Annotated in this window: 18 protein-coding genes; 12 read left to right on the top strand and 6 right to left on the bottom strand. The window is 72.2% G+C overall.

Translation table 11 applies throughout. From position 1 onward, the window contains the following. Positions 1-2 precede the first annotated feature (2 nt). From DFP74_RS18445 to DFP74_RS18410, 8 genes are all read left to right on the top strand, one after another. Positions 3-566, top strand: coding sequence for an NADH-quinone oxidoreductase subunit J (locus DFP74_RS18445; protein WP_121183170.1), 564 nt, complete (start codon positions 3-5; stop codon positions 564-566). Next, positions 563-877, top strand: coding sequence for an NADH-quinone oxidoreductase subunit NuoK (gene nuoK / locus DFP74_RS18440; protein ID WP_121183168.1), 315 nt, complete (start codon positions 563-565; stop codon positions 875-877). The genes DFP74_RS18445 and nuoK overlap by 4 nt, the downstream gene beginning before the upstream one ends. Continuing rightward, complete coding sequence (locus DFP74_RS18435; protein WP_121183166.1) at positions 874-2,988, top strand: NADH-quinone oxidoreductase subunit L; 2,115 nt, start codon at positions 874-876, stop codon at positions 2,986-2,988. The genes nuoK and DFP74_RS18435 overlap by 4 nt, the downstream gene beginning before the upstream one ends. A gap of 3 nt (positions 2,989-2,991) precedes the next feature. Next, positions 2,992-4,506: a NuoM family protein gene (locus DFP74_RS18430; protein WP_121183164.1), complete on the top strand. Its 1,515-nt coding sequence runs from the start codon at positions 2,992-2,994 to the stop codon at positions 4,504-4,506. After that, a complete protein-coding gene (locus DFP74_RS18425; RefSeq protein WP_121183162.1) occupies positions 4,503-5,933 on the top strand; it encodes an NADH-quinone oxidoreductase subunit N in 1,431 nt (476 codons plus the stop codon). The genes DFP74_RS18430 and DFP74_RS18425 overlap by 4 nt, the downstream gene beginning before the upstream one ends. A gap of 171 nt (positions 5,934-6,104) precedes the next feature. Further along, positions 6,105-6,275, top strand: coding sequence for a hypothetical protein (locus DFP74_RS33930; RefSeq protein WP_199725695.1), 171 nt, complete (start codon positions 6,105-6,107; stop codon positions 6,273-6,275). 182 nt (positions 6,276-6,457) lie between these two features. After that, positions 6,458-6,814 carry a hypothetical protein gene (locus DFP74_RS18415; RefSeq protein WP_121183158.1) on the top strand — a complete coding sequence of 119 codons (357 nt, stop codon included), beginning with the start codon at positions 6,458-6,460 and terminating at the stop codon, positions 6,812-6,814. Positions 6,815-7,079: 265 nt separating this feature from the next. Further along, positions 7,080-12,563 (top strand): carboxyl transferase domain-containing protein, encoded by a 5,484-nt coding sequence (locus DFP74_RS18410; protein WP_121183156.1) that lies wholly within the window; start codon positions 7,080-7,082, stop codon positions 12,561-12,563. A 409-nt stretch (positions 12,564-12,972) separates the two neighbouring features. On the opposite strand, the gene katG is transcribed toward DFP74_RS18410, so the two are convergent. From katG to DFP74_RS18390, 4 genes are all read right to left on the bottom strand, one after another. Then, positions 12,973-15,201 (bottom strand): catalase/peroxidase HPI, encoded by a 2,229-nt coding sequence (gene katG, locus DFP74_RS18405; protein ID WP_121183154.1) that lies wholly within the window; start codon positions 15,199-15,201, stop codon positions 12,973-12,975. A gap of 35 nt (positions 15,202-15,236) precedes the next feature. Beyond that, complete coding sequence (locus DFP74_RS18400; RefSeq protein ID WP_121183152.1) at positions 15,237-15,668, bottom strand: Fur family transcriptional regulator; 432 nt, start codon at positions 15,666-15,668, stop codon at positions 15,237-15,239. Positions 15,669-15,823: 155 nt separating this feature from the next. Next, positions 15,824-16,312, bottom strand: coding sequence for a glutathione peroxidase (locus DFP74_RS18395; RefSeq protein ID WP_121183150.1), 489 nt, complete (start codon positions 16,310-16,312; stop codon positions 15,824-15,826). A gap of 154 nt (positions 16,313-16,466) precedes the next feature. Next, positions 16,467-17,882, bottom strand: a complete 1,416-nt coding sequence (locus tag DFP74_RS18390) for an MDR family MFS transporter (RefSeq protein ID WP_121183148.1) — start codon at positions 17,880-17,882, stop codon at positions 16,467-16,469. A gap of 249 nt (positions 17,883-18,131) precedes the next feature. On the opposite strand from DFP74_RS18390, the gene DFP74_RS18385 reads away from it, so the two are divergent. From DFP74_RS18385 to DFP74_RS34920, 4 genes are all read left to right on the top strand, one after another. Next, positions 18,132-18,740, top strand: a complete 609-nt coding sequence (locus DFP74_RS18385; RefSeq protein ID WP_121183146.1) for a TetR/AcrR family transcriptional regulator — start codon at positions 18,132-18,134, stop codon at positions 18,738-18,740. A 70-nt stretch (positions 18,741-18,810) separates the two neighbouring features. Continuing rightward, a complete protein-coding gene (locus tag DFP74_RS18380; protein WP_121183144.1) occupies positions 18,811-19,587 on the top strand; it encodes an SDR family oxidoreductase in 777 nt (258 codons plus the stop codon). Positions 19,588-19,843: 256 nt separating this feature from the next. Beyond that, the gene (locus tag DFP74_RS18375; protein ID WP_121183142.1) at positions 19,844-21,283 is read left to right on the top strand and encodes an OFA family MFS transporter; all 1,440 of its coding nucleotides are present in this window, start codon (positions 19,844-19,846) and stop codon (positions 21,281-21,283) included. Positions 21,284-21,351: 68 nt separating this feature from the next. Next, entirely contained in the window at positions 21,352-21,480 is a 129-nt protein-coding gene (locus DFP74_RS34920) for a hypothetical protein (RefSeq protein WP_255499532.1), read from the top strand. A gap of 93 nt (positions 21,481-21,573) precedes the next feature. Here the strand turns inward: DFP74_RS34920 and DFP74_RS18370 are convergent, their stop codons facing one another. Together DFP74_RS18370 and DFP74_RS18365 are read right to left on the bottom strand one after the other, a co-directional pair. After that, positions 21,574-22,473 carry an ATP-grasp fold amidoligase family protein gene (locus DFP74_RS18370; RefSeq protein WP_158613016.1) on the bottom strand — a complete coding sequence of 300 codons (900 nt, stop codon included), beginning with the start codon at positions 22,471-22,473 and terminating at the stop codon, positions 21,574-21,576. Between the two features lie 159 nt (positions 22,474-22,632). Beyond that, complete coding sequence (locus tag DFP74_RS18365; RefSeq protein WP_121183138.1) at positions 22,633-23,604, bottom strand: bile acid:sodium symporter family protein; 972 nt, start codon at positions 23,602-23,604, stop codon at positions 22,633-22,635. Positions 23,605-23,649 lie beyond the last annotated feature (45 nt).

Below are 23,649 nucleotides of genomic sequence, written 5' to 3'. Positions count from 1 at the left end.
CGATGGCCGAGACGGTCGTGTTCGTGGTCTGCGCCGTGGGCGCGGTGGCCTCGGGCGTCGCGGTGTTCGTGCTGGACTCCATGGCCCGGGCGACCTTCGCGCTGCTGGCGTCGTTCCTGTTCGCCGCGGTGCCGCTCCTGCTGTTGGGGCTGTCCTACCTCGGTGTGCTGGTGGTCCTCATGATGGTGATGGAGATGATGGTGATGGTCGTCTTCATGATCATGTACATGATGAACCCGGCCGGGCTCATGCCCATGAGCATGCTGCACAACAAGGTCGGCGCCCTCGCGGTGGCGATCGGCACGTTCGCCGTCCTGGCCGCGGGTGTGTTCCTCGTCCCCTGGCCCGCCCGCGAGGGCGCTGTGCCGGCCGATCCCACCCTGCTGCTGGCCGAGGCGATCATGGGCCCGCACATGCTGGTCATGATGCTCGTGGGCCTGGTGCTCTTCGCGACGATGGTCGCCTCGGTGGTGCTCTCCACCCCGCGCGGGCGCTACGACCGCTACGGCGACGACCTGCGCCGCGCCCGCCCGGACGACCCCATCGATGGGGGGCTGGGCCGATGATCCTGGAGGCGTACCTGCTCCTGGCCGCCGCGCTGTTCTCGGTGGGGCTGTTCGGCGCGCTGAGCCAGCAGTCCGTCGTCATGGTGATGATGGGGCTGGAGCTGATGATCAACGGCGTCATCGTCGCCGCGGCCGCCCTGTGGTTCTTCGTCTCCCCGGAGCGGCCGGACGGGCAGGTGCTCGTCCTGGTCGCCATCACGGCGATGGCCGTGGAGATGGCGGTCGGGTTCGCCGTCACCACGGCGATCTTCCGCACCCGCGACATCGACGTGGTCGACTCCGCCGACGACCTCGGGGACCGGGACCGGTGAGCGCCGCGCTGTGGGCGCTCGTGGCCCTGCCCGCCCTGACCGGCGCGGTGCTGCTGGTGGCCGGCCGGCGCGCCGACGCGGTCGCCGCGCCGTGCGCCGTCGCCTCGGCCGCCGCGGGGGTCGCGCTGGGCGTGGTCGCGGCGGTGACGCGTCCGGCCGCCACCGCTCCGGCACTGGCCGGGATCCCCGCCGGATTGGCCGTGGACGGACTGTCGGCCGTCATGGTCCTCACGGTCACCGCCGTCTTCCTGGCCGTGGTGGTGTTCTCGGCCGGTGAGCTCGGTGCGGGTGAGGCGCGGGCGCGCTTCTTCGGGTTCATGTCGCTCTTCGCCGCGGCGATGCTCGTCACCGTGACGGCGACCGGTCTGCTGGTCCTGCTCGCGGCGTGGGAGGTCATGGGCGCCGTCTCCTACGCCCTCATCGGGTTCTGGTGGCACGAGTCCGGGCGGGTCGATTCGGCGCGGGCGGCCTTGCTCACCACGCGTGCGGGGGACCTGGGCCTGTACCTGGCGGCCGGGGCCGCGCTCGCGGGCGGCGCGGGCGCCCTGGAACTCAGCGGGCTCGCGGGGTTGGAGGGAGTCTGGCGCGACGCGGCGGTGGCCGGGGTGGTCCTGGCCGCGCTCGGCAAGTCCGCGCAGCTGCCGTTCAGTTTCTGGCTGTCCCACGCGATGGCCGGCCCCGGTCCGGTCTCGGCGCTGCTGCACTCGGCCACGATGGTCGCGGCGGGCGGCTACCTGCTGGTCCGGGTGGAGCCCGCGCTCGCGGCGACGGGATGGGCGGGGCCGCTCGTGGCCTGGGCCGGGGTGGCCACGGCGGTCCTGCTCGGCGTGGTGGCCCTGGCGCAGACGGACCTGAAGCAGCTGCTCGCCGCCTCGACCTGTGCGCAGATCGGCTTCATCGTGCTGGCGGCGGGCGCGGGCGGCGTGGCGGGCGCGAGCCTGCAGTTCGCCGCGCACGCGGCGGCCAAGAGCCTGCTGTTCCTGTGCGCCGGGGCGTGGCTGGTGGCGCTGGGCGCGCGGGACCTGGAGGGGCTGCGGGGCGCGGGCCGCCGCCACCCCGTGGTGGGTGCGGCCTTCACGGCGGGGGCGCTGGCCGTCGCGGGGGTGCCGCCGACCGGTATCTGGGCGGCCAAGGACGCGGTGCTGGCGGTGGTGCTGGAGGACTCGCCCGCCCTGTACGCCATGGGTCTGGTGGCGGCGGCGCTCGCCGCGGCCTACGCGGCCAAGGCCCTGGTCGCGGTGTGGGCGCCGCCGCTCCCCCGGTCCCGGCGGCGCGGTGACGGCCGCGAGGCCGAAGGGCACGATCGCGGACCCGCGGGCGGGCCGCGTTCCGCGGGGGTGCCGCTCTCCGTGCGGGCACCGCTGCTCGCCCTGGCCGTCGCCGCGGTGGGACTGGGCGTGTTCGCCCTCCCGACCTGGGAGCACTGGTGGCGCACGCTCCTGAACGTGAGCGGCGAGCCGGGCCCGACCGGTGGGGAGATGGCGGTGTCGGCGCTGGTGAGCGTCGTGGCGCTCGCCGGTGCGGGTCTGGTCTACTCCCGCGCCTCCGCGAGCGCCGAGGCCCGAGCCGGAGCCGAGGCCGGGACCGAAGCAGAGACAGGAGCCGGGACCGGGGCTGAGGCCGGGACCGGGGCCGAAGCGGGAGCCCGCTCCTTCCAGGGGGCCCGCGCGGCAGGCGGATCGGGCGCCCGTCCGCTCGGCCGCTGGGCGGGCGACTGGCTCGGGCTGGAGCGCCTGGTCCGCATCGGTGTCATCCGACCCACCATGGCGCTCGCGCGCGGCCTGGCCGCCTTCGACGACCGCGTGATCGCGGGCGGGGTGCGTGCCGGAGCGGACCTGGGTCTGAGGACCGCGCGCGGCCTCGCCGTCTCCGACGACCGCGCGGTCGCGGGCGGGGTGCGTTCCGGTGCGCACCTGGGCCTGGCGGCCGCCGGAGCGGTCCGGGACCACGTCGAGACCGCCGCCGACCACTCGGTGGGAGCGGTCGCGTCGGCGGCGCGGACGGCCGCCGCCTGGGCCCTGCGCCCGCAGACCGGCCTGCTCCACCAGTACTACGCCCAGGCCGTCGTCGCGATCCTCGTGCTGGCCACCGTCTTCGTCCTGATGAGGTGAGGCGTGCTCTCCGTCGTCGTGTTCCTGCCCCTGCTCGCGGGCCTGGTGCTGCTCGCCCTCCCGCGCCCGCGCGAGGGCCTCGTGGCCTGGACCTGGGTCGCGGTGGCCGGGCTGGACCTGGCCCTGGTCATCGCCCTGTGGGCGCGCTACCCGGCCGCCGTGGGCCCGGCTCAAGGCGCGGGCGTCGCCTTCGCCTACGAGACGCACCTGCGCTGGATCCCCAGTGTCGGGGCGGGTTACCACGTCGGAGTGGACGGGCTCTCGCTGCCTCTGTTGGCGATGACGGCCGTCCTCTTCCTCGCCTGCGCCGTCCGCTCGCTGCGGCAGCGCAGGCGCACCCGTGCCCACGCGGTCCTCTTCCTGTTCCTGCAGACCGTCTCGCTGGGCCTGTTCAGTGCCCTGGACCTGCTGCTGTTCTTCGTCTTCTTCGACCTGTCCATCGTCGGGATGTACTTCGTCATCGCCGGGTGGGGGCACGGCCGGGCCGCCCGCTCGGCGCTGCAGTTCTTCCTGTACACCTTCCTCGGCTCCCTGGCGCTGCTCCTGGGCTTCATCGGCCTCTACCTCGCCGCGGACCCGCACACGTTCGACATCGTGGAGCTGACCCGGCGGCCCCCGTTGGAGGACGGCGGCCCCGCCGCCGGGCTGGTCCTGCTGGCCGTCGGGCTCGGCCTGGCGATCAAGACGCCGACCGTGCCCTTCCACACCTGGCTGCCCCCGGCGCACACCGACGCGCCCGCGGTCGGCTCGGCGATCCTGGCGGGCGTGCTGCTGAAGATGGGCACCTACGGGTTCGTGCGCGTGGCGATGCCGCTCCTACCCGGAGCCTGGCGCGAGTACGCCATGGTCATCGTGATCGTCGGTGTGGTCTCGGTCCTGTACGGGGCACTGGTGGCGCTCGCCCAGACCGACTTCAAGCGCATGATCGCCTACACCTCGGTCAACCACATGGGCTACATCCTGCTCGGGCTCGGTGCGGCCGGGCTCGCCACGGCCGACGAGGCCCGTGCCGCCGCCCTGGCCGTCACCGGAAGCATCACCCAGATGGTCAGCCACGGGCTGCTCACGGGCGCGCTGTTCCTGCTGGCGGGCGCGCTCCACGACCGGGGCGGCACCTACCGGATGGCGTCCTACGGCGGGCTGGCCGGGACCATGCCGCGCCTGGCCGCGCTGGCCTCGGTGGCGGCGTTCGGTTCGCTGGGGCTGCCCGGGCTGTCCGGCTTCATCGCCGAGTTCCAGATCTTCACGGGGAGCCTGTCCTTCGTGCCCGTGCCGACCGCGGTGGCCTTCCTCGGCATCCTCATCACCGCCGCCCTCTTCCTGCGCGCGCTGCAGCAGCTGTTCACCGGAGAGCACCGGATCCCCGAGCACGCGCGCACCGGTGACCTCACCGCTCGGGAGCTGGTCGCCATCGCGCCGCTGACCGCCCTGTCCGTGGTCATCGGCGTCTTCCCGCGGTTCCTGCTCGACCTGATCGAACCGGCCTCCCGAACGCTCGTCGCCCTGGTGGTCCGATGAGCGAAGCGGGTCACGTCGATCCGGCGATGCTGGTGCCCGAGATCGTGCTGGCGCTCGCGGCCGTGGGCGCGCTGCTGCTGGGCAGCTGGACGCCCCGCCGCCGCCAGTGGACCGTGCGGCTGTGCGTGGTCGCCGCGCTCCTGGGCGCCCTGGCCGCCGCGCTCACGGACTGGGTCCGCGCGCCGGACATGGCCACCGGCGGATTCGCGATCGACGTGAGCACACACGCCGTGCGGGTGGCCGTGCTCGTCGGCGTGCTGGTGACGGTACTGCTGGCCGGCGACTCCTTCTCCGGGCACCCGCGGGAGTCGGAGTCCTACGTCCTGCTGCTGCTCGGCGCGCTGGGCACGGTGGCGCTGGCCGGGGCCAACGACCTGTTGGTCCTCGCGGCGGCCTACCTGCTGGCGAGCATCCCGCTGTACGCGCTGACCGGGTTCGCCAAGGACGACCGCGGCACCGAGGGCGCCCTGAAGTTCTACCTGCTGGGCGCCTTGCTGGGCATCGTGCTGCTCACCGGCACCGCGCTGCTGCTCGGCGCCGGAGGGGCGACCGACTACAGGACGCTGGCCGGCTCCCTGCCGGACGCGCCGCGCGCCCTGGTGGGCGCGGGCGTGGTCGCGGTCCTGGCCGGGCTGCTGTTCAAGGCCGGGGGCGTGCCCTCCCACTTCTGGCTTCCCGACGTCACCGAGGGCGCGCCCGCTCCCGTCGCCGCCTTCGTCACCACGGTCCCCAAGATCGGGGCGCTGGTGGCGCTGTACCGGCTGGGCGACGAGGTGGTCGCCGGCGGCGCGCTGGACTGGGCACTGTTGTGCGCCCTGCTCGCGGCGGCGTCCATGACGCTGGGCAACCTGGGTGCCTTCTTCCAGTCCGACGCGCGGCGCCTGCTCGCCTACTCCACCGTCAGCCAGGTCGGCTACCTGCTGATGGCGGTAGCCGCTGTCAGGGACGCGGCGGCGTTGGCGCGGCCGGGCCTGCTCTTCTACCTGGCCGCCTACCTGGTGACCAACCTCGGTGCCTTCGCCGTCGTGTGCGCCCTTCCCGGGGCCAGGACCCTGGAGGAGTACGCCGGGCTCTTCCACCGTCGCCCGTGGCTCGCGCTCAGCCTGGTGGTCTGTCTGCTCGGGCTCGTGGGGACGCCGCCCACGGCGGTGTTCGTCGGCAAGCTCACCGTCTTCACCGCGGCGCTGGACGCGGGCCTGGTGTGGCTGGTGGTGCTGGCCGCCGTCAACACCGTCGCCAGTGTCTTCTACTACCTGCGCTGGGTCTTCCCGCTCTTCAGCGCCGCCCCGTCCGCACGCGCCGGGGACGGGGATCAGGCCCGGGAGACCGCGCCGGTCCGGCGGGCGAGCACGGGGCTCGCCCTCACCCTGGCGGCCCTGTCCCTGGCCATGGGCGTGCTGGCGGGGCCGCTCCTCGGCGTGCTCTGACCGGCGGCCGTCCGGGTGCCTCCGCCCCTGGGGAAGCCCGTCCGTGCCGCGGTTCGCCGACCGGCGAGGCCTTCGTGGGCGGGCCGCGTGGGGGATGTGTGACGTGCGGTGATGCCGGGTAGGGGGCGGTCTCTGACGTTCGTATCGTTCGTATTCGAGGGGGTGTGGCCCGTGAGCTTCCCAGAGGAGTCCAAGCCCAAGACCACGGACACCGACCAGGTCGTGCGCGAAGACCACAGCGACGCCCCGGAGGGGCCGGACACACGGCGGGAGCTGGAAGCCGAACTCCAGGACAAGATGGAGAAGGAGGCCGTCCGCCGCGAGGACTTCGAGGAGGAGTGAGCGGCGGGCTCCCGGGACGCCCCCACCCGTGACGGCGTTCCGGCGTGGCGCCCTCACCTGATTCCGGACCCCCGGCGCCCGCGCGGGCACCGGGGGCCGGCCGGTGCAGGGCGACCCGGCCGACGGAGATTCGGGCCGGGGGAACGGGAAGGCTCGGTCCCCGGCCGCCTCGGAAGGGTGCCATGGACGACCCCACCGACCAGGAGCTCTACGACGAGCTCCTCGCCTCGCTCGCCGCCGAAGGGGCGCGCGCGTCCGCGGGACCGGACCGGTCCACCATCCTCATCCACCACGGCTGGGAACCGGGTGGGAACGGCCCCCCGGAACGCTTCGATCCGCCGTTCGAACTCCACGTGGACCCGCCCGCGCTCGGTCGGCATCTGCGCGGCATCGCCGCCGACGCCCAGGAGGCCATGGGCGGCTCCTCCCCCGTGCGCGCCGCGCTGTCGCTGTTCCTCGTCCACCTCCGGGAGACCGTGGAGACCCGGCCCGGGCGGCGCCACCTCTTCCTGGGGCACGGCGGCGTCGACGCCCGCTGACGGCATCGCGCTCGGTCCGCCCCCGCCCGGTGAGCCCCCGCCCGGTGAGCCGGCGCGCACACGCCGCGACGGTTGTGAGAAGTCTCGCCTCAGGGCTCGCGACGCGGTCGGCGTTTGTGGGGTTCCCACAACGCAGCAGATCCGTGATGGGCAAAGCGCCCCATTGTTGAAACAGGCGGGCACCGAGGAAGGTGTAAGAAGGTGCAGGCGACGTCCAGGGCCCGGGCGTCGCCTTCCGTGTGTTGGGACTTGGGGGACAGAGTCGATGTTCAGTCGTGTTGCGATCGTCAACCGTGGAGAGGCCGCCATGCGGCTCATTCACGCCGTCCGGGATCTCTCGGCGGAAACAGGGGCACGGATCGAGACCGTCGCCCTCTACACCGACGCCGACCGCACCGCGACGTTCGTGCGGGAAGCGGACACCGCCTACGCGCTGGGCCCCGCCTCGGCCCGCCCCTACCTCGACCTCGCCGTCCTGGAGCGGGCCCTGGTCGAGACCGGCGCCGACGCCGCGTGGGTCGGCTGGGGCTTCGTCGCCGAGGACCCGGCCTTCGCCGAGCTCTGCGACAAGATCGGCGTCACCTTCATCGGCCCCAGCGCGGAGGCCATGCGCAAGCTCGGTGACAAGATCGGCGCGAAGCTGATCGCCGAGGAGGTCGGGGTCCCGGTCGCGCCGTGGAGCCGCGGCGAGGTCGCCACCCTCGACGACGCCCTGCGCGCCGGCGAGGAGATCGGCTACCCGCTGATGCTCAAGGCGACCGCCGGCGGCGGCGGGCGCGGCATCCGCAAGGTCACCTCGCACGAGGACCTCGCCGACGCCTACGAGCGCACCAGCCAGGAGGCCCTGCGCGCCTTCGGCTCCGGCGTGGTCTTCCTGGAGCGCCTGGTCACCGGCGCCCGCCACGTCGAGGTGCAGGTCATCGCCGACGGCCAGGGCACGGCGTGGGCGCTGGGCGTGCGCGACTGCTCGGTGCAGCGGCGCAACCAGAAGATCATCGAGGAGTCCTCCTCCCCGGTCCTGGCCGAGGACCAGGTCGCCGAGCTCAAGGCCTCCGCCGAGCGGCTGGCCGTGGCCGTCGGCTACCGCGGCGCCTGCACCGTCGAGTTCCTCTACCACCCCGGCGAGAAGCTGTTCGCGTTCCTGGAGGTCAACACCCGCCTCCAGGTCGAGCACCCGATCACCGAGCTCACCACCGGCACCGACCTGGTCCGCCTCCAGCTGCACGTGGCGGAGGGCGGACGCCTGGAGGGCCCGCTGCCCCAGGAGAGCGGCCACGCCGTGGAGGCCCGGCTCAACGCCGAGGACCCCGACCGCGACTTCGCCCCCTCCCCCGGACGCATCGCCCGCCTGGCGCTGCCGACCGGCCCCGGCATCCGCGTGGACACCGGTGTGCGCGAGGGCGACGAGATCCCGGCCGACTTCGACTCCATGATCGCCAAGATCATTGCCTACGGCCGCGACCGCGAGCAGGCCCTGGGCCGGCTGCGCCGCGCCATGGCCGAGACCACGGTCATCATCGAGGGCGGCGCGACCAACAAGAGCTTCGTCCTGGACCTGCTCGACCAGCCCGAGGTCATCGACGGCAGCGCCGACACCGGCTGGATCGACCGCGTGCGCACCGAGGGACGGCTGGTCGACCACCGGCACTCCGCGATCGCCCTGGCCGCGGCCGCCATCGAGGCCTACCAGGACGAGGAGGAGATCAGCCGCACGCAGCTGCTGTCCACCGCGCACGGCGGGCGCCCGCAGGTCCAGCACGACCCGGGCCGTCCGCTGGACCTCAAGCTCCGCGGCGTCGGCTACCGGGTGAGCGTGGCCCGCCTCGGCGACCAGCGCTTCCGCGTCGGCGTCTCCGGCGGCGGCGAGATGCACCCCGCCTACGTCGAGATCGAGCGGTTCGACGCGCACAGCGGGCAGATCGTGGTCAACGGCCACCGGTTCCGCGTGGTCTCGGCCACGCACGGCCCGATCCACCTGGTCGAGGTCGACGGCGTCACCCACCGGATCAGCCGCGACGAGGGCGGCGTCGTCCGCTCCCCCGCACCCGCGCTGGTCGTGGCCACGCCGCTGGCGGTCGGCGACTCCGTGGAGTCCGGCGCACCGATCCTGGTGCTGGAGAGCATGAAGATGGAGACGGTGCTGCGCGCACCGTTCCGCGCCCGCGTGCGCGAGTGCCCGGTGTCGGTGGGCAGCCAGATCGAGACCGGCGCGCCCCTCATGCGGCTGGAGCCGCTGCCCGAGGAGGGCGACGAGGCCGCGGAGGCGGCCGTGGAGACCGTCGAGATCGAACTGCCGGCGGTACCGGAGTCGGTGTCGGCGGCCGAGCGGGTCGAGCGCGGCCTACAGGACCTGCGCAGCCTCTTCCTGGGCTTCGACGCCACCCCCGAGGTGCGCAAGGACGTGCTGTCGGACTACATGGCGGCCCGTGCCGAACTGCCCGCATCGCCGCTGGCCGGTGAGCTGGACCTGCTCACCGTGTTCGCCGACCTGTCCGAGCTGAGCCGCAACAAGCCCGGCGGCGAGCCCGACGTCGCGCCGGACTCCCAGGTGCACAGCCCCCGCGAGTACTTCCACAGCTACCTGCAGAGCCTGGACGCCGAGCGCGCCGGGCTCAGCGAGAGCTTCCAGGCCAAGCTCGCCAAGGTGCTGGCCCACTACGGCGTCACCACGTTGGACCGCACGCCGGAGCTGGAGGCCGCGGTCTTCCGCATCTTCCTGGCCCAGCAGCAGATGAACGCCCACGTCGCGGTGGCCTCGGAGCTGCTCCTGCGCTGGCTCGACGACGCACCGCCCGTCGACTCGCTCAGCGAGCCCGTCGGCCTGACCCTGGAGCACGTGGTCGAGGCCACGCAGGTGCGCTTCCCCACGGTGTCGGATCTGGCCCGCGGCGTGGTGTTCCGCTGGTTCACCCAGCCGCTGCTGCGCCGCAACCGCGCCAAGGTCTACGCCGCCGTGCGCGACGACCTGCGCCACCTGGACCGCGACCCGCGCGCGGCGGACCGCGCCGAGCGGATCCAGTCGATGGTGGCCAGCTCCGAGCCGCTCGTCCGGCTGATCGGCCAGCGCATCGGCCGGGCGGGGCGCGACCACGCGGCGCTGCTGGAGGTCCTGACCCGCCGCTACTACGGCAACCGCGGGCTGTCCGAGGTCACCTCCAGCGAGGTCACGGGCTGCCCCCTGGTCACCGCGCGCCACACCCGCTCCGACGGCGTGACCGGCGTGGCCGCCACCGCCGTCGACATCGCCGCCCTGCCCGACGCCCTCGCCGCGATCGGCGCGGTCGCCGCGCGGGACACCGGGCACGGCACGGTCGCCGACGTGTACCTCACCTGGGAGGGACAGCCCGACGCCGACGCGATGGCGCTGCGGCTGGGACAGATCCTCGCCGACCACCCGCTGCCCGCCAACGTGGAGCGGGTCACCACCACCGTGGCCGGGACCAACGGCGCGGTGATGCACCACCACTTCACCTTCCGTTCCGAGGGCGGGGCCCTGACGGAGGACCGGCTCATCCGCGGCCTGCACCCGCAGATCGCGCGCAAGCTGCAGCTGGAGCGGCTCCGGGAGTTCGATCTCACGCGTCTGCCGTCGGCGGACGAGGAGATCTACCTGTTCAAGGCCGTGGCGCACAGCAACCCCGCCGACGAGCGGCTGTTCGCGCTCGGCCAGGTCCGCGACCTGACGCCGCTGCGCGACGCCGAGGGGCGCCTGGTCGCCCTGCCCGCGGTGGAGGACACCATCACCGCGTGCCTGGACTCGATCCGCAACATCCAGGCGCGGCGGCCGCGCAACAAGCGGTTCGACACCAACCGCATCATGATGTACGTCTGGCCGCCGACCGAGCTGAGCCTGGACGAGCTCGACGCGCTGGTGCAGCGCATCCTGCCGACCACGGCCGGCGCCGGGCTGGAGGAGGTCCAGTTCGTGGCCCGTCAGCGCACCGCCTCCGGTGAGCTGACCGAGGTCGCCGTGCGGATCACCTTCGACCCGGGGCACGGCGCGCGCCTGCACGTGGACAAGCCGTCCACCGAGCCGGTGCTGCCGCTGGACGACTACCGCCTGAAGGTGCTGCGCGCCGCCCGGCGCGGGACCGCCTACCCCTACGAGCTGACCAGCGTTCTCGCCGGTCCCCGGGGCGGCTTCGTCGAATACGACCTGGACGAGCAGGGCCGCCTGGTGCCGGTGGACCGGCCCAAGGGGCAGAACTCGGCCGCGATCGTGGCGGGCGTGGTCACCACCCCGACCGAACGCCACCCCGAGGGCGTCACCCGCGTGGTGCTGCTGGGAGACCCGACCAAGGCGCTGGGCGCGCTCTCGGAGCCGGAGTGCTCGCGCGTGATCGCCGCGATCGACCTCGCCGAGCGGATGCGGGTCCCCCTGGAGTGGTTCGCGCTCTCGGCGGGCGCGCGGATCTCGATGGCCTCGGGTACCGAGAACATGGACTGGGTGGCGGCCGCGCTCAAGCGGATCGTGGAGTTCACCCAGGACGGCGGCGAGATCAACATCGTGGTCGCCGGGATCAACGTCGGCGCCCAGCCGTACTGGAACGCCGAGGCGACGATGCTCATGCACACCAAGGGCATCCTGGTGATGACGCCGGACTCGGCGATGGTGCTCACCGGCAAGCAGTCGCTGGACTTCTCCGGCGGCGTGTCGGCCGAGGACAACTTCGGTATCGGCGGCTACGACCGCGTCATGGGCCCCAACGGCCAGGCGCAGTACTGGGCGCCCAACCTGCCGGCTGCCCGCGACGTGCTGATGTCGCACTACGACCACACCTACGTGGTGCCCGGTGAGTCCGACCCGCGCCAGGCCGCCACGAACGACCCGGTCGACCGCGACGTCTCGACGTTCCCGCACAAGGTCGCCGACAGCGACTTCGCCACCGTCGGCGAGATCTTCTCCCCGCAGCACAACCCGGACCGCAAGAAGCCGTTCGACATCCGCACGGTGATGCGCGCCCTGTCCGACCAGGACCACCCGGTGCTGGAGCGCTGGGCGGGCATGGCCGACGCCGACACCTCGGCGGTGCAGGACGTGCACATCGGCGGACACCCGGTGTGCCTGGTCGGCATCGAGTCGCGGTCCGTGGCCCGGCGCGGCTTCCCGCCCACCGACGGCCCGGACTCCTACACCGCGGGCACGCTGTTCCCGCGGTCGTCGAAGAAGACCGCGCGGGCGATCAACGCGGCCTCGGGCAACCGTCCGCTGGTCGTGCTGGCGAACCTGTCCGGGTTCGACGGCTCCCCGGAGTCGATGCGCAACCTGCAGCTGGAGTACGGCGCGGAGATCGGTCGTGCGATCGTCAACTTCCGCGGCCCGATCGTCTTCTGCGTGATCTCCCGCTACCACGGGGGCGCGTTCGTGGTCTTCTCCAAGGCGCTGAACCCGAACATGACCGTTCTGGCGCTGGAGGGCTCGTTCGCCTCCGTGCTCGGCGGCGCCCCGGCCGCGGCGGTGGTGTTCGCCGGCGAGGTGAACAACCGGACCGCGACCGACGAGCGGGTGACCGCACTGCAGGCGCGGGTCTCTGAGACCAGCGGCGCCGAGCGGGCCGCGCTCAACGCCGAGCTCGCCGAGGTCCAGTCCTCGGTCCGGGCGGAGAAGCTCGGTGAGGTCGCCGCGGAGTTCGACGCGGTGCACAGCATCCAGCGGGCGGTCGAGGTCGGCTCGGTCGACGCGATCATCAGCGCCGCCGAGATGCGGCCGCGGATCATCGAGGCGATCGAGCGCGGGCTGAACCGGTAACACGGGAGGCGGGGGCCGGTCGTGGACACGCCACGACCGGCCCCCGCGCCGGTGATCGGCGCGCGAAAGGGCGAACCGGAGCGGGGCCGGGGGCGGCGCGCGCTGAGAACACGCACCCGCACCTGGTGCGCGCATGGCGACTCGGCCACCGACCCCCAGGAGTGCCCCGCACGCCCCCACCCGCGCCACTGCCCGCCGACGACCGCCGAGACATGGTCTTCGACGGCGACGCCATGACCATCGACTTCTTCCCTGAGGGCGAGGAGGAGGGCGAACCCCGCTCGACCATCGCGTTCTCCCGGGTGGGCTGACCGACCGGCCCCCGGCTCCGGAAACGACGAGAGCCGGCCCGACCGTGGTGGTCGGGCCGGCTCCGGGATCCGGGATGCCTACGGATCAGTCACACGGATCAGACCAGGTCGAAGCGGTCCGCGTTCATGATCTTGTTCCACGCGGCGATGAAGTCCTGGACGAACTTCTCCTTCGCGTCGTCGGAGGCGTAGACCTCGGCCACCGCGCGCAGCTCGGAGTTCGAGCCGAACAGCAGGTCGACGCGGCTGCCGGTCCACTTGACCGCACCGGAGTCGTCCTTGGCCACGAACGTCTCCGACGTCTCGGAGGTCTCGCCGGTCGGCGCCCAGACGGTGCCCAGGTCGAGCAGGTTGACGAAGAAGTCGTTCGTCAGCGCGCCCGGGTGCTCGGTGAACACGCCCACGTCGGAGCCGTCGTGGTTGGTGCCCAGCACACGCAGGCCACCCACCAGCGCGGTCATCTCGGGCGCGCTCACGCCGAGCAGGTTCGCCCTGTCGAGCAGCAGGTACTCGGCCGGGAGGTGGCTGCCCTTGCCGTAGTAGTTGCGGAAGCCGTCGGCGACCGGCTCGAGGAAGGCGAACTGACCGGGGTCGGTCTGCTCCTGCGTGGCGTCGACACGGCCCGGGGTGAAGGGCACCTCGACCTCGTGGCCGGCCGCCTTGGCGGCCTGCTCGACACCGACGCCGCCGGCCAGGACGATCAGGTCCGCGAGCGAGACCTTCGTGTCCGAGGAGGCGTTGAACTCGACCGCGATGCTCTCCAGCGTGTTGAGCACGGAGCGCAGCTCGGCCGGGTTGTTGACCTCCCAGTCGATCTGCGGCTCCAGGCGGATGCGGGCGCCGTTGGCGCCGCCGCGCTTGTCGCTGTCACGGTAGGTGGACGCCGAGGCCCACGCCGTGGACACCAGCTGGGAGACGGTCAGGCCGGACTCGGCGACCTTGGCCTTGAGCGCGGCGATCTCCGCGGCCCCGACGACCTCGCCCTCCTGGGCGGGGAGCGGGTCCTGCCAGATCAGCGTCTCCTGCGGGACCTCCGGGCCGAGGTAGCGCACCTTCGGGCCCATGTCGCGGTGGGTCAGCTTGTACCAGGCGCGGGCGAAGGCGTCCGCGAAGGCCTCGTTGTCCTCGTAGAAGCGGCGCGAGATCTGCTCGTAGACCGGGTCGACGCGCAGCGACAGGTCGGTGGTGAGCATGGTCGGCTTGTGCTTCTTGCCGGGGATGTGGGCGTCGGGGATGATCTCCCCGGCGTCCTTGGCGACCCACTGGTTGCCGCCGCCCGGGCTCTTGGTGAGCTCGTACTCGAACTCGAAGAGGTTCTTGAAGAAGCCCTGGCTCCACTGCGCGGGCGTGGTGGTCCAGGTGACCTCGAGGCCCGAGCCGATCGTGTCGGCGCCCTTGCCGGTGCCGTGGTTGTTCTTCCAGCCCAGGCCCTGCATCTCCAGGCCGGCGGACTCGGGCTCGGCCTCCAGGTTGGAGTCCGGGGCCGCACCGTGGGTCTTGCCGAAGGTGTGGCCGCCCGCGATGAGGGCGACGGTCTCCTCGTCGTTCATACCCATGCGGGCGAAGGTCTCGCGGATGTCGCGAGCGGCGGCCAGCGGGTCCGGGTTGCCGTTGGGGCCCTCCGGGTTGACGTAGATGAGACCCATCTGGACCGCGGCCAGCGGCTTCTCCAGGTCACGGTCGCCCGTGTAGCGCTGGTCGTCGAGCCACGTGGTCTCGGGGCCCCAGTAGACGTCCTCGTCGGGCTCCCACACGTCCTCGCGACCGCCGCCGAAGCCGAAGGTCTTCAGACCCATGGACTCCAGCGCGACGTTGCCGGTGAGGATCATCAGGTCGGCCCAGGAGATGTTCTGGCCGTACTTCTTCTTGACCGGCCAGAGCAGACGGCGGGCCTTGTCCAGGTTGACGTTGTCGGGCCAGCTGTTCAGCGGCGCGAAGCGCTGCTGGCCGGCGCTGCCGCCGCCGCGGCCGTCGTGCGACCGGTAGGTGCCGGCGCTGTGCCACGCCATGCGGATCATGAGCGGGCCGTAGTGCCCGAAGTCGGCGGGCCACCAGTCCTGGGAGTCCGTGAGGACCTCGGCGATGTCCGCCTTCACGGCGTCCAGGTCCAGGGCCTTGAAGGCCTCGGCGTAGTCGAAGCCCTCACCGAGCGGGTTCGACACGGCCGAATTCTTGGCCAGGATCTTCATGTTGAGCTGGTTGGGCCACCAGCCGCGGTTGCCGCCGCCCTGGGTGGGGTGCGGAGCGCGACCGTGCGCGACCGGGCAGCCGCCGCCCGCGGAGTCCGTCTGCAGCGGCGCGTCGACGCCTTCGTGGGTTTCAGACATGCGTGTCCTTAGGAGGGAGGAGTGAACTGGATGTATCAGGAACTCGGTGTGTCGGAGCAGTCCGCGCAGACGCCCCAGTAGACGACCTCGGCCTCGTCGATGACGAAACCGTGGTTGTGCGAGGCGTTCAGGCACGGTGCGTGGCCGACGGCGCAGTCGACGTCGGCGATGGCACCGCACGACCGGCACACGACGTGGTGGTGGTTGTCCCCGACCCGCGTCTCGTAGCGGGCCACGGAGTTCTGCGGCTGTATGCGTCGCACCAGGCCCGCGCCGGTGAGTGCCTTGAGGACGTCGTAGACGGCCTGGTCGGACACCGTTCCGAGGCGCGAGCGCACCACACCGATGATCGACTCCGTGTCCGCGTGCGGGTTCTCGTGCACGGCGGAGAGCACGGCCAGTCGAGGGCTGGTCACCCGCAGAGCGGACTCGCGCAACATTCGCTCGAAATCCGAAGGGGTTGTCATGGCTCGAAGTCTGCCGTCTTTTCTGGGGTAAGTCAAATGTTGGAGCGAGTCCGACATGACCGCCCTTGTCGCCACGGCCGCCACGACCGTCCTGGTCAGCGCCGCTCTCCCTCGGTGAGGGCCGGGCCGGCTCCGGTCCCGGCCCGGCCCGGGCGTCAGCGCGGCAGGTGCGCCTCGACCGCGGACACGACCTCCGGCGACTCGGGCTCGGTGGCCGGGCGGAACCGGCCCACGACCCGGCCCTGGGGGTCGACGAGGAACTTCTCGAAGTTCCACTGCACGTCACCGGCCTCGCCCTGCGCGTCGGCGGTCGTGACGAGCGCGGTGTACAGCGGGTGGCGCTCCTCGCCGTTGACGTCGGCCTTCTCCAGCATCGGGAAGGTGACGCCGTAGGTCGTCGAGCAGAAGGCGGCGATCTCCTCGGACGTGCCGGGCTCCTGCCCCATGAACTGGTTGCAGGGCACGCCCAGCACGGTCAGGCCCTGGTCCTGGTAGCGCTCGTGCAGGCGCTCCAGGCCCTCGTACTGCGGCGTGAGACCGCACTTGGAGGCGACGTTGACGATCAGCAGGGCGCGGCCGCGGTACTCGGCCAGCGACGTGGGCTCGCCGGACAGGGTGCGCAGCGGGATGTCGTACAGGTCCATGCGTGACTCCTCGGGGTAGGGGTGATCGGAGCGGGGGATCGGGCCACTGTCTCAGGCACGAACGACGAAGCCGAACGCGACCCGGGTGGCCCTGCGAAGACGGGGCCGGGGCCGTGGAGGTGCTCCCCACCGCCCCGACCCCCTGCGGGTCGGGTCAGTGCGCGGCCACGTCGGGCGTGCGCGCCGGCTTCCTGACCAGGAACGACGTCATCGCCGCCAGGAACGCCAGCCCGGCGCCCACCAGGAACGCGGAGTGGATTCCCGAGGCCTGCGCCGCCACCGGCGCCAGCCCCGCGCCGATCCCGGCGGCGGTTCCGGTGGTCATGATGGTGATGAACAGCGCCGTCCCGGACGCGCCCGCGAGCTGCTGGAGCGTGCTGACGATCGCGCTGCCGTGCGAGTACAGCGAGGCGTCCAGCGATCCGAGCGAGGAGGTCATCAACGGCGTCATGACGAGGCCGAGGCCGACGCTCAGCGCGACGTGGACCGCCAGGACCATCGGCACCGGCGAGGTCTCGTCCAGCAGGGTCATCACCGCGAGCGAGCCGGTGATGGTGAACGTGCCCGGAATGACGAGCGGACGCGGACCGAAGCGGTCGAACAGGCGCCCGACCACCGGCGCGATCAGACCCATCACCAGGCCGCCCGGCAGGAGCATCAGCCCGGTGTCGAGCGTGCTCAGCTCCAGGACGTTCTGCAGGTAGATCGGCAGCAGGATCAGCGTGCCGAAGAGCGCGCCCATGGAGACGAGCATGACGACCACGCCCAGGGAGAACGCCCGCTCCCGGAACGGGCGCAGGTCGAGCAGCGCGGCACCGTGTCGCTGCAGGCGCAGCTGCCGGACCACGAACAGGACCAGTGAGAGGACGCCCGCGACGATCGGCAGCGCCGGCGGGACCGGTGCGTGGCCCTCGGTCGCCTCACCGATGCTGCTCAGTCCGTAGATCAGACCGCCGAAGGCCACGGCCGAGAGCACGATGGAGAGCACGTCGAACGGCACCCGCTTGGGCGTGCCCACGTTCTTGACCATGACGGCGCCGAGGACGAGGCTCAGGATCGCGATGGGCAGCACGACCAGGAAGAGCCAGCGCCAGCCGAGCACGGACAGGATGAGGCCGGAGAAGGTCGGGCCGACGGCCGGGGCCACGGCGATGACGACCGTGATCATGCCCATGGTGCGCCCGCGGCGCGAGGCCGGGACGAAGTTGAGGACCGTCGTCATCAGCAGCGGCAGCATCACGGCCGTACCGCCGGCCTGGACGACCCGGCCCACGACCAGGACCCCGAACCCCGGGGCGACCGCCGCGAGCAGGGTCCCCGCGGTGAACAGGGACATGGCGGCGACGAACACCGCACGCGTGGTGAACCGCTGCAGGATGAGGCCGGTGGTCGGGATGACGACCGCCATCGTCAGCATGAACGCGGTGGTCATCCACTGGGCCGTGGCGGCCGTGATGTCGAGGTCGGCCATGAGCCGGGGCAGCGCCACACTCATGATCGTCTCGTTGAGGATGACCACGAAGGAGGACACGAGCAGCAGGCCGAGCAGGACCTTCACCTGCCGTGACATCGGTGCGTCCGATGCCTGGTCCGTCGCCGGGCCCGGTCCTGGGCCGGTGTGCGGCGCGGAGCTCTGGTCTGCGGTCACGGGGCCGCCTTTCGAAAGAGTGGGGTCGGGCGGGGCCGCCCGCGGCTCGGTGTCAGTCGGTCCGCCCCTGCCGCGCGACGACTCGCGCGTGCGGCGCTCCTTGACACCCTGTGCAGGCTAGTACATCGATGTCAGCTACTGACAGGGAAGGCGGCTGCTATCGTACGTGACATGTCTAATACCAGCGGACTGCGTGAGCTCTCGCGCCAGGCGGTGCGGTCGAGGATCGCCGAGGTCGCCGAGGAGCTCTTCGTCGCCCAGGGCTTCGAGGCCACGACCGTCGACGAGATCGCCGAGACCGTCGGCATGTCCCAGCGCACGTTCTTCCGCTACTTCGCGTCGAAGGAGGACGCGGCCCTCGACGGCTTCGAGCGGGTGAGCGACGACTTCCTCGCCCGCCTCACCGGCCGCCCGCTCGACGAGACGGAGTGGGACTCGCTGCGGCGCGCCTTCGACGTCATGGTCGAGCAGTGCGAGGACCCCGAGCGGCGCAGGCGCACCCACACGATGCACCGGATCACCGAGAGCAGCCCTCCCCTGCTGGCGGCCTACCTGCAGCGGGCGGACCGCATGCAGCAGCGGCTCCTGGAGGTGCTGGTCGCCCGGGCCGAGGAGCGCGGCGAGACGACCGACGCACTCGTCCTGCGGGCGGTGGTCGGCTCCGCCTTCGCCTGCCTGCAGGCCGTCCTGTCCAAGGAGTCGGGCACCACGGACGGGGCGGAGCTCAGTGCGCGCCTGGACACGGTGATGGCCGCGGTGCGCCCGGTCCGCCACACCTGATCCCCCCGCCGACGGCGGTGACCAGCGGTTCGGCTAGCCTCCCCTCACACCGTCGTAGGAGGAGACTGGAATGGACCTGTTCGATCTGACCGGGAAGAACGCCGTCGTCACCGGGGGCAGCCGCGGGATCGGGATGATGATGGCCCGCGGACTGCTCCAGGCCGGGGCCCGCGTATGGATCAGCTCCCGCAAGGCCGACGCCTGCGAGGAGGCCCGCGCCGAACTGTCCCAGTACGGCGAGGTGCACGCCGTGCCGGCCGACCTGTCGGACGAGGACGAGTGCCGGCGGCTCGCCGCCGAGGTCACCGCCCAGGTGCCCGAGGTGCACATCCTGGTGAACAACGCGGGCGCCACCTGGGGCGAACCGCTGGAGACCTTCCCCGCGTCGGCCTGGGACAAGGTCCTGGACCTCAACCTGAAGTCGCCGTTCTTCCTCGTGCGCGCCTTCCTGCCCGCGCTGGAGGCCGCGGCCACGCCCGACGACCCCGCGCGCATCATCAACGTCGGCAGCATCGACGGGATCCACGTCCCGGACCTGCCCACCTACGCCTACTCCACCAGCAAGGCCGCCGTCCACCAGCTGACCCGCCACCTCGCGCGGGAGCTGGGCCCCAAGGCGATCACCGTCAACGCGGTCGCGCCCGGCCCCTTCCCCTCGAAGATGATGGCGAGCACGCTGGACGCCTTCGGCGAGCACATCGCCCAGGCGGCACCGCTGCGCCGCATCGGCCGGGACGACGACATGGCCGGCACCGCGGTGTACCTGGCCGGCAGGGCGGGCTCCTACGTCACCGGCGCCATCATCCCGGTGGACGGGGGCATCGCCACCACGGCCAACGGGCTGTGACCCGGACGGGCGCGGACGCCGGCCGACCGCCCGAATCCGCCTGTGCGCCCGCCCGCGCCCCGGGGCGTGGGCGGGCGCGGCCGTGGCGGGTGGACGCGGTGCGCAGGGGCGTGGAAGGGGACGGAAACCGTCGGACGGGAAGGGGTTGCCGTCGGCGCAGCCCGCACATATGTTCGCTGTCAGCACATCCGTTCTCACCGCACGCGTTCGCACGCTCCGTGAGGGCGTTCGCCGAGCGGCAGACGAATCAGGACCCATGACGCGAAGCACCTCCCCACTCCTCGACTACGAGCGCAGTATCGCTCCCCCCGGCTACAGCCGATGGCTGATCCCGCCGGCCGCCCTGGCGGTCCACCTGTCCATCGGCCAGGTCTACGCGTTCAGCGTCTTCCGCAATCCCCTGGTGGAGCGGTTCGACACCTCGCTGACCGCGATCGGCGTCATCTTCAGCATCTCCATCGTGATGCTCGGACTGTCGGCGGCCTTCGGCGGCACGTGGGTGGAGCGCAACGGTCCCCGCAAGGCGATGTTCGTCGCCGGACTGTGCTGGTCGGGCGGGTTCGCGGTCGCCGCGCTCGGCGTGGCGACCGGACAGCTCTGGCTGGTCTACCTCGGCTACGGGTTCCTCGGCGGGATCGGCCTGGGCATCGGCTACATCTCCCCCGTCTCCACCCTCATCAAGTGGTTCCCCGACCGGCCGGGGCTGGCCACCGGCATCGCCATCATGGGTTTCGGCGGCGGGGCGCTGATCGCCTCACCGCTGTCCGCCGAACTCCTCACGCGCTACGCGGACACTCCGGTCGACGCCATCGTGCCCGCGTTCCTTACCCTGGGCGCGGTCTACTTCGTGGTCATGATGATGGGCGCGTTCACCGTGCGCGTCCCCCCGGCGGGGTGGACGCCGGGCCGGAAGTCCTCGGCGACGGTCCCGCCCGAGGCCGGGTCCGGGGCTCCTCCCGCGCCGCGGTCCGGTACGGCGGCCCGGGCGCCCGCGCTGCCCGGCGTCGCGGTGGGCAGGGCCGTGCGCACCCCGCAGTTCTGGCTGCTGTGGACGGTGCTGTTCTGCAACGTCACCGCAGGGATCGGCATCCTGGAGCAGGCGTCGCCCATGGTGCAGGAGTTCTTCACCGGGGTGGGGCCGGCCGAGGCGGCAGGCTACGTCGGCTTCCTGTCACTGTGCAACATGCTCGGGCGGATCCTGTGGTCCTCCACCTCCGACGTGATCGGCCGCAAGCGCGTCTACATCGGCTACCTCGGGCTGGGCGGGCTGCTGTACCTGCTGATCGCCGTCGCCGGGACCGGGTCGGTGGTGCTGTTCGTGGCGCTGACGGGCGTCATCCTGTCCTTCTACGGCGGCGGCTTCGCCACCGTGCCCGCCTACCTCAAGGACCTGTTCGGGACCTTCAACGTCGGCGCGATCCACGGCAGGCTGCTGACCGCCTGGTCCCTGGCCGGGATCGCCGGCCCGATGGTCGTCAACGTCATCGCCGACGTCCAGCTGGCGGCCGGACGCGACGGGGCCGCCCTGTACGGGCTCTCGCTGTACGTGATGGTCGGGGTCATGGCCGTGGGCTTCCTCGCGAACATGCTGATCCGCCCGCTCCCCGAGGGGGCGCACGACCGCGCACCCGAGCCCAGAACGGAAGCCGAGACCGAACCCGCGCCCGGGACCGCACCCGCGGTGGAGCGCGACTGAGCCGCGCTCCGAGCCGCCGGCATCCGGCCGGCCCCACACTCCGCGCGAGGCGACGACGAAAGGCGGCCATGCCGAACCCCCGTACCAAGAACGCCACGGTCCTCACCGCGATCCTGCTGTGGGTCGTCGTCCTCGCCGCCCTGGCCTACGGCGTCGCCCGGACCGCGGTGGACGCCGCCGCGCTCTTCACCGTCTGACCCGCGGCACAGGGCGGCCGGCGGACAGGCCGCCCACGGCCAGGGCTGTGGCCACGGCGGCGGTGCGCTGGGGGAACACGAGCGGCCGCGGGGTCAGAAGCGCCACCATGGAAGCGGGTAACCGCCTTCGGGAACGCTCTGGGGAATGGGCCTGACCCGTGCGGGCACGCGGAGCTCGGCCGCTTCCCACGCCGCGCCGAGGCGCAGGTCCCACTCCTGCGAGAAATGGTCGTAGCCGCCCACCCAGGCGTTCACCTCCCCCACTCTGGGGCCGCGGTCCGTGGCGAAGGTGTCCACCCGGGTGAAGGCGTAGGGCGAGGCCTCGGACACCTTGAGTGCGAGGTCGGCGAGGGCGTCCCTCTGCTCGGGCGGCTCCAGCGCCGTGTCGATCTTCTCCGGGTGCTTGCCGGTCTCGACCGGTTCCCAGTCGGCGTCGAACCACCGGTAGGAGGCGAGGGGGCGTGAACTCCCGGGCCGGCTCCGGCGCTGCAGCACCAGGGCGATGTCTCCCTGGAAGGTGTAGAACTTCAGGTCGTCGGGGACACCGCCGTCCGCGACCAGCGGTTCCTCCAGCAGCCACACGTCGGGCAGACCTCGCTTGACCATGGCGGCGCGGGCACGGGCCACGATGTCGTCGAAGTCCCAGTGCCGTTGGGCGAGGGTGTCGTACCATCCGCCGTCCTGCGGCCTGAGCACCATCACACCGGCGGCGCTGCATCCGTCGAGCGGTTTGAGGACCACGGGGCGCCGCACATGCCGTGGCGTGAGTCCGTCGATCCCCCGCAGGAGGCCGTACACCTCGGCGTGGGGGACGCCGATGCGGTCGAGGAAGAGATAGGCGCCCAGTTTCGTCGTCACCCGGTAGTGGGCGGAATCCGGATTCAGCGCCATCTTCTGCAGGAATTCCCTCGCTTTGTAGGAGAACGAAGGAGGACTGCGGTGATAACCGAGTTTGGCCTGCGGAGGACACGTGTCGATGTCGGTCATGCGCATGTCGGAGACGATACGTGAGGCCGAATCGAACACAGCGGACATCCGCCGCCCGCACGCACCGAACGGTCGACACCTCTCGCATTCGCCCGGAACTCGTGCGCGAGTCCCGCCGAATTCCGGGCGAATGCGGAGCGTCCGGCCGCGTGACAGGTCCGGGCGTCAGTCCTGTGCGGCGGGGGCGGTGTCGCGGTCCGGCGGGGTGTCCTTGGGGACGCGGCGCGCCCAGAAGGTGGCCACGATCGCGCCGGACACGTTGTGCCAGACGGAGAACAGGGCGCCGGGCAGGGCGGCCAGCGGGGCGAAGTGGGCGGTGGCCAGCGCGGCCGCCAGGCCGGAGTTCTGCATGCCGACCTCGATGCTCACCGCGCGCCGGGCGGACTCGGGCACCTTGCTCACCGCGCCCGCCGCGTACCCGATCCCCAGGCCCAGGACGTTGTGCAGGACCACGGCCAGGCCGAGCAGCAGTCCGGTGCTCAGCACCGCGTCGGCGTTGGCGCCCACGACCGCCGCGACCACCACGACGATGCCGGTGACCGACACCAGCGGCAGCACGGGTAGGACGGCCTCGACCGCGCGGGGGGCGAACCGTCGCAGCAGCAGGCCCGCCACGACCGGCACGAGCACCATCTGCACGATCGACAGGAACAGGTCGCCGGCGGAGACGGGCAGCGTGGATCCGGCCAGGCCGAGGACGATGAGCGGCGTGAGCAGGGGCGCGAGGAGGGTGGAGATCGACGTCATGGCCACCGACAGCGCCACGTCGCCCCGGGCGAGGTAGACGATCACGTTGGAGGAGGTGCCTCCGGGCGCGGCGCCGACCAGCACCATCCCCACCACGAGCATCGGGGACAGGTCGAACAGGTGGGCGATCCCGAAGCCCAGCAGCGGCATCACCGTGTACTGGGCGATCACGCCCAGGATGACGGCCTTGGGGTGCTTGGCGACGATGGCGAAGTCGACGGGACGCATCGTCAGTCCCATGCCGAACATGATGATGCCGAGCAGGAGGGGGATGTGGGGCGCCACGGCCGCGGCCTGCGCGGGCGCCAGCAGGCCGACCACGCCACCGGCCAGGACCAGCAGGGCGAACCACCGGCCGACGAAGTCGGCGATGTTCTTGATAACGGTCATGGTGCCACTTCCAGAGAGGTGCTCCGGGACGGCGGGCGGCGCGTC

Source organism: Nocardiopsis sp. Huas11, assembly GCF_003634495.1.
Taxonomy (GTDB): domain Bacteria; phylum Actinomycetota; class Actinomycetes; order Streptosporangiales; family Streptosporangiaceae; genus Nocardiopsis.
This window is presented reverse-complemented; position numbering and strand designations above follow the sequence as displayed.

Excerpts from the sequence above, each read along its gene's own strand:
- DFP74_RS18445 (WP_121183170.1), top strand. The coding sequence starts at position 3 with ATGGCCGAGACGGTCGTGTTCGTGGTCTGCGCCGTGGGCGCGGTGGCC.
- nuoK (WP_121183168.1), top strand. The coding sequence starts at position 563 with ATGATCCTGGAGGCGTACCTGCTCCTGGCCGCCGCGCTGTTCTCGGTG.
- DFP74_RS18425 (WP_121183162.1), top strand. The coding sequence starts at position 4,503 with ATGAGCGAAGCGGGTCACGTCGATCCGGCGATGCTGGTGCCCGAGATC.
- DFP74_RS18415 (WP_121183158.1), top strand. The coding sequence starts at position 6,458 with ATGGACGACCCCACCGACCAGGAGCTCTACGACGAGCTCCTCGCCTCG.
- DFP74_RS18410 (WP_121183156.1), top strand. The coding sequence starts at position 7,080 with ATGTTCAGTCGTGTTGCGATCGTCAACCGTGGAGAGGCCGCCATGCGG.
- katG (WP_121183154.1), bottom strand. The coding sequence starts at position 15,201 with ATGTCTGAAACCCACGAAGGCGTCGACGCGCCGCTGCAGACGGACTCC.
- DFP74_RS18400 (WP_121183152.1), bottom strand. The coding sequence starts at position 15,668 with ATGACAACCCCTTCGGATTTCGAGCGAATGTTGCGCGAGTCCGCTCTG.
- DFP74_RS18395 (WP_121183150.1), bottom strand. The coding sequence starts at position 16,312 with ATGGACCTGTACGACATCCCGCTGCGCACCCTGTCCGGCGAGCCCACG.
- DFP74_RS18390 (WP_121183148.1), bottom strand. The coding sequence starts at position 17,882 with ATGTCACGGCAGGTGAAGGTCCTGCTCGGCCTGCTGCTCGTGTCCTCC.
- DFP74_RS18385 (WP_121183146.1), top strand. The coding sequence starts at position 18,132 with ATGTCTAATACCAGCGGACTGCGTGAGCTCTCGCGCCAGGCGGTGCGG.
- DFP74_RS18380 (WP_121183144.1), top strand. The coding sequence starts at position 18,811 with ATGGACCTGTTCGATCTGACCGGGAAGAACGCCGTCGTCACCGGGGGC.
- DFP74_RS18375 (WP_121183142.1), top strand. The coding sequence starts at position 19,844 with ATGACGCGAAGCACCTCCCCACTCCTCGACTACGAGCGCAGTATCGCT.
- DFP74_RS34920 (WP_255499532.1), top strand. The coding sequence starts at position 21,352 with ATGCCGAACCCCCGTACCAAGAACGCCACGGTCCTCACCGCGATCCTG.
- DFP74_RS18370 (WP_158613016.1), bottom strand. The coding sequence starts at position 22,473 with ATGCGCATGACCGACATCGACACGTGTCCTCCGCAGGCCAAACTCGGT.
- DFP74_RS18365 (WP_121183138.1), bottom strand. The coding sequence starts at position 23,604 with ATGACCGTTATCAAGAACATCGCCGACTTCGTCGGCCGGTGGTTCGCC.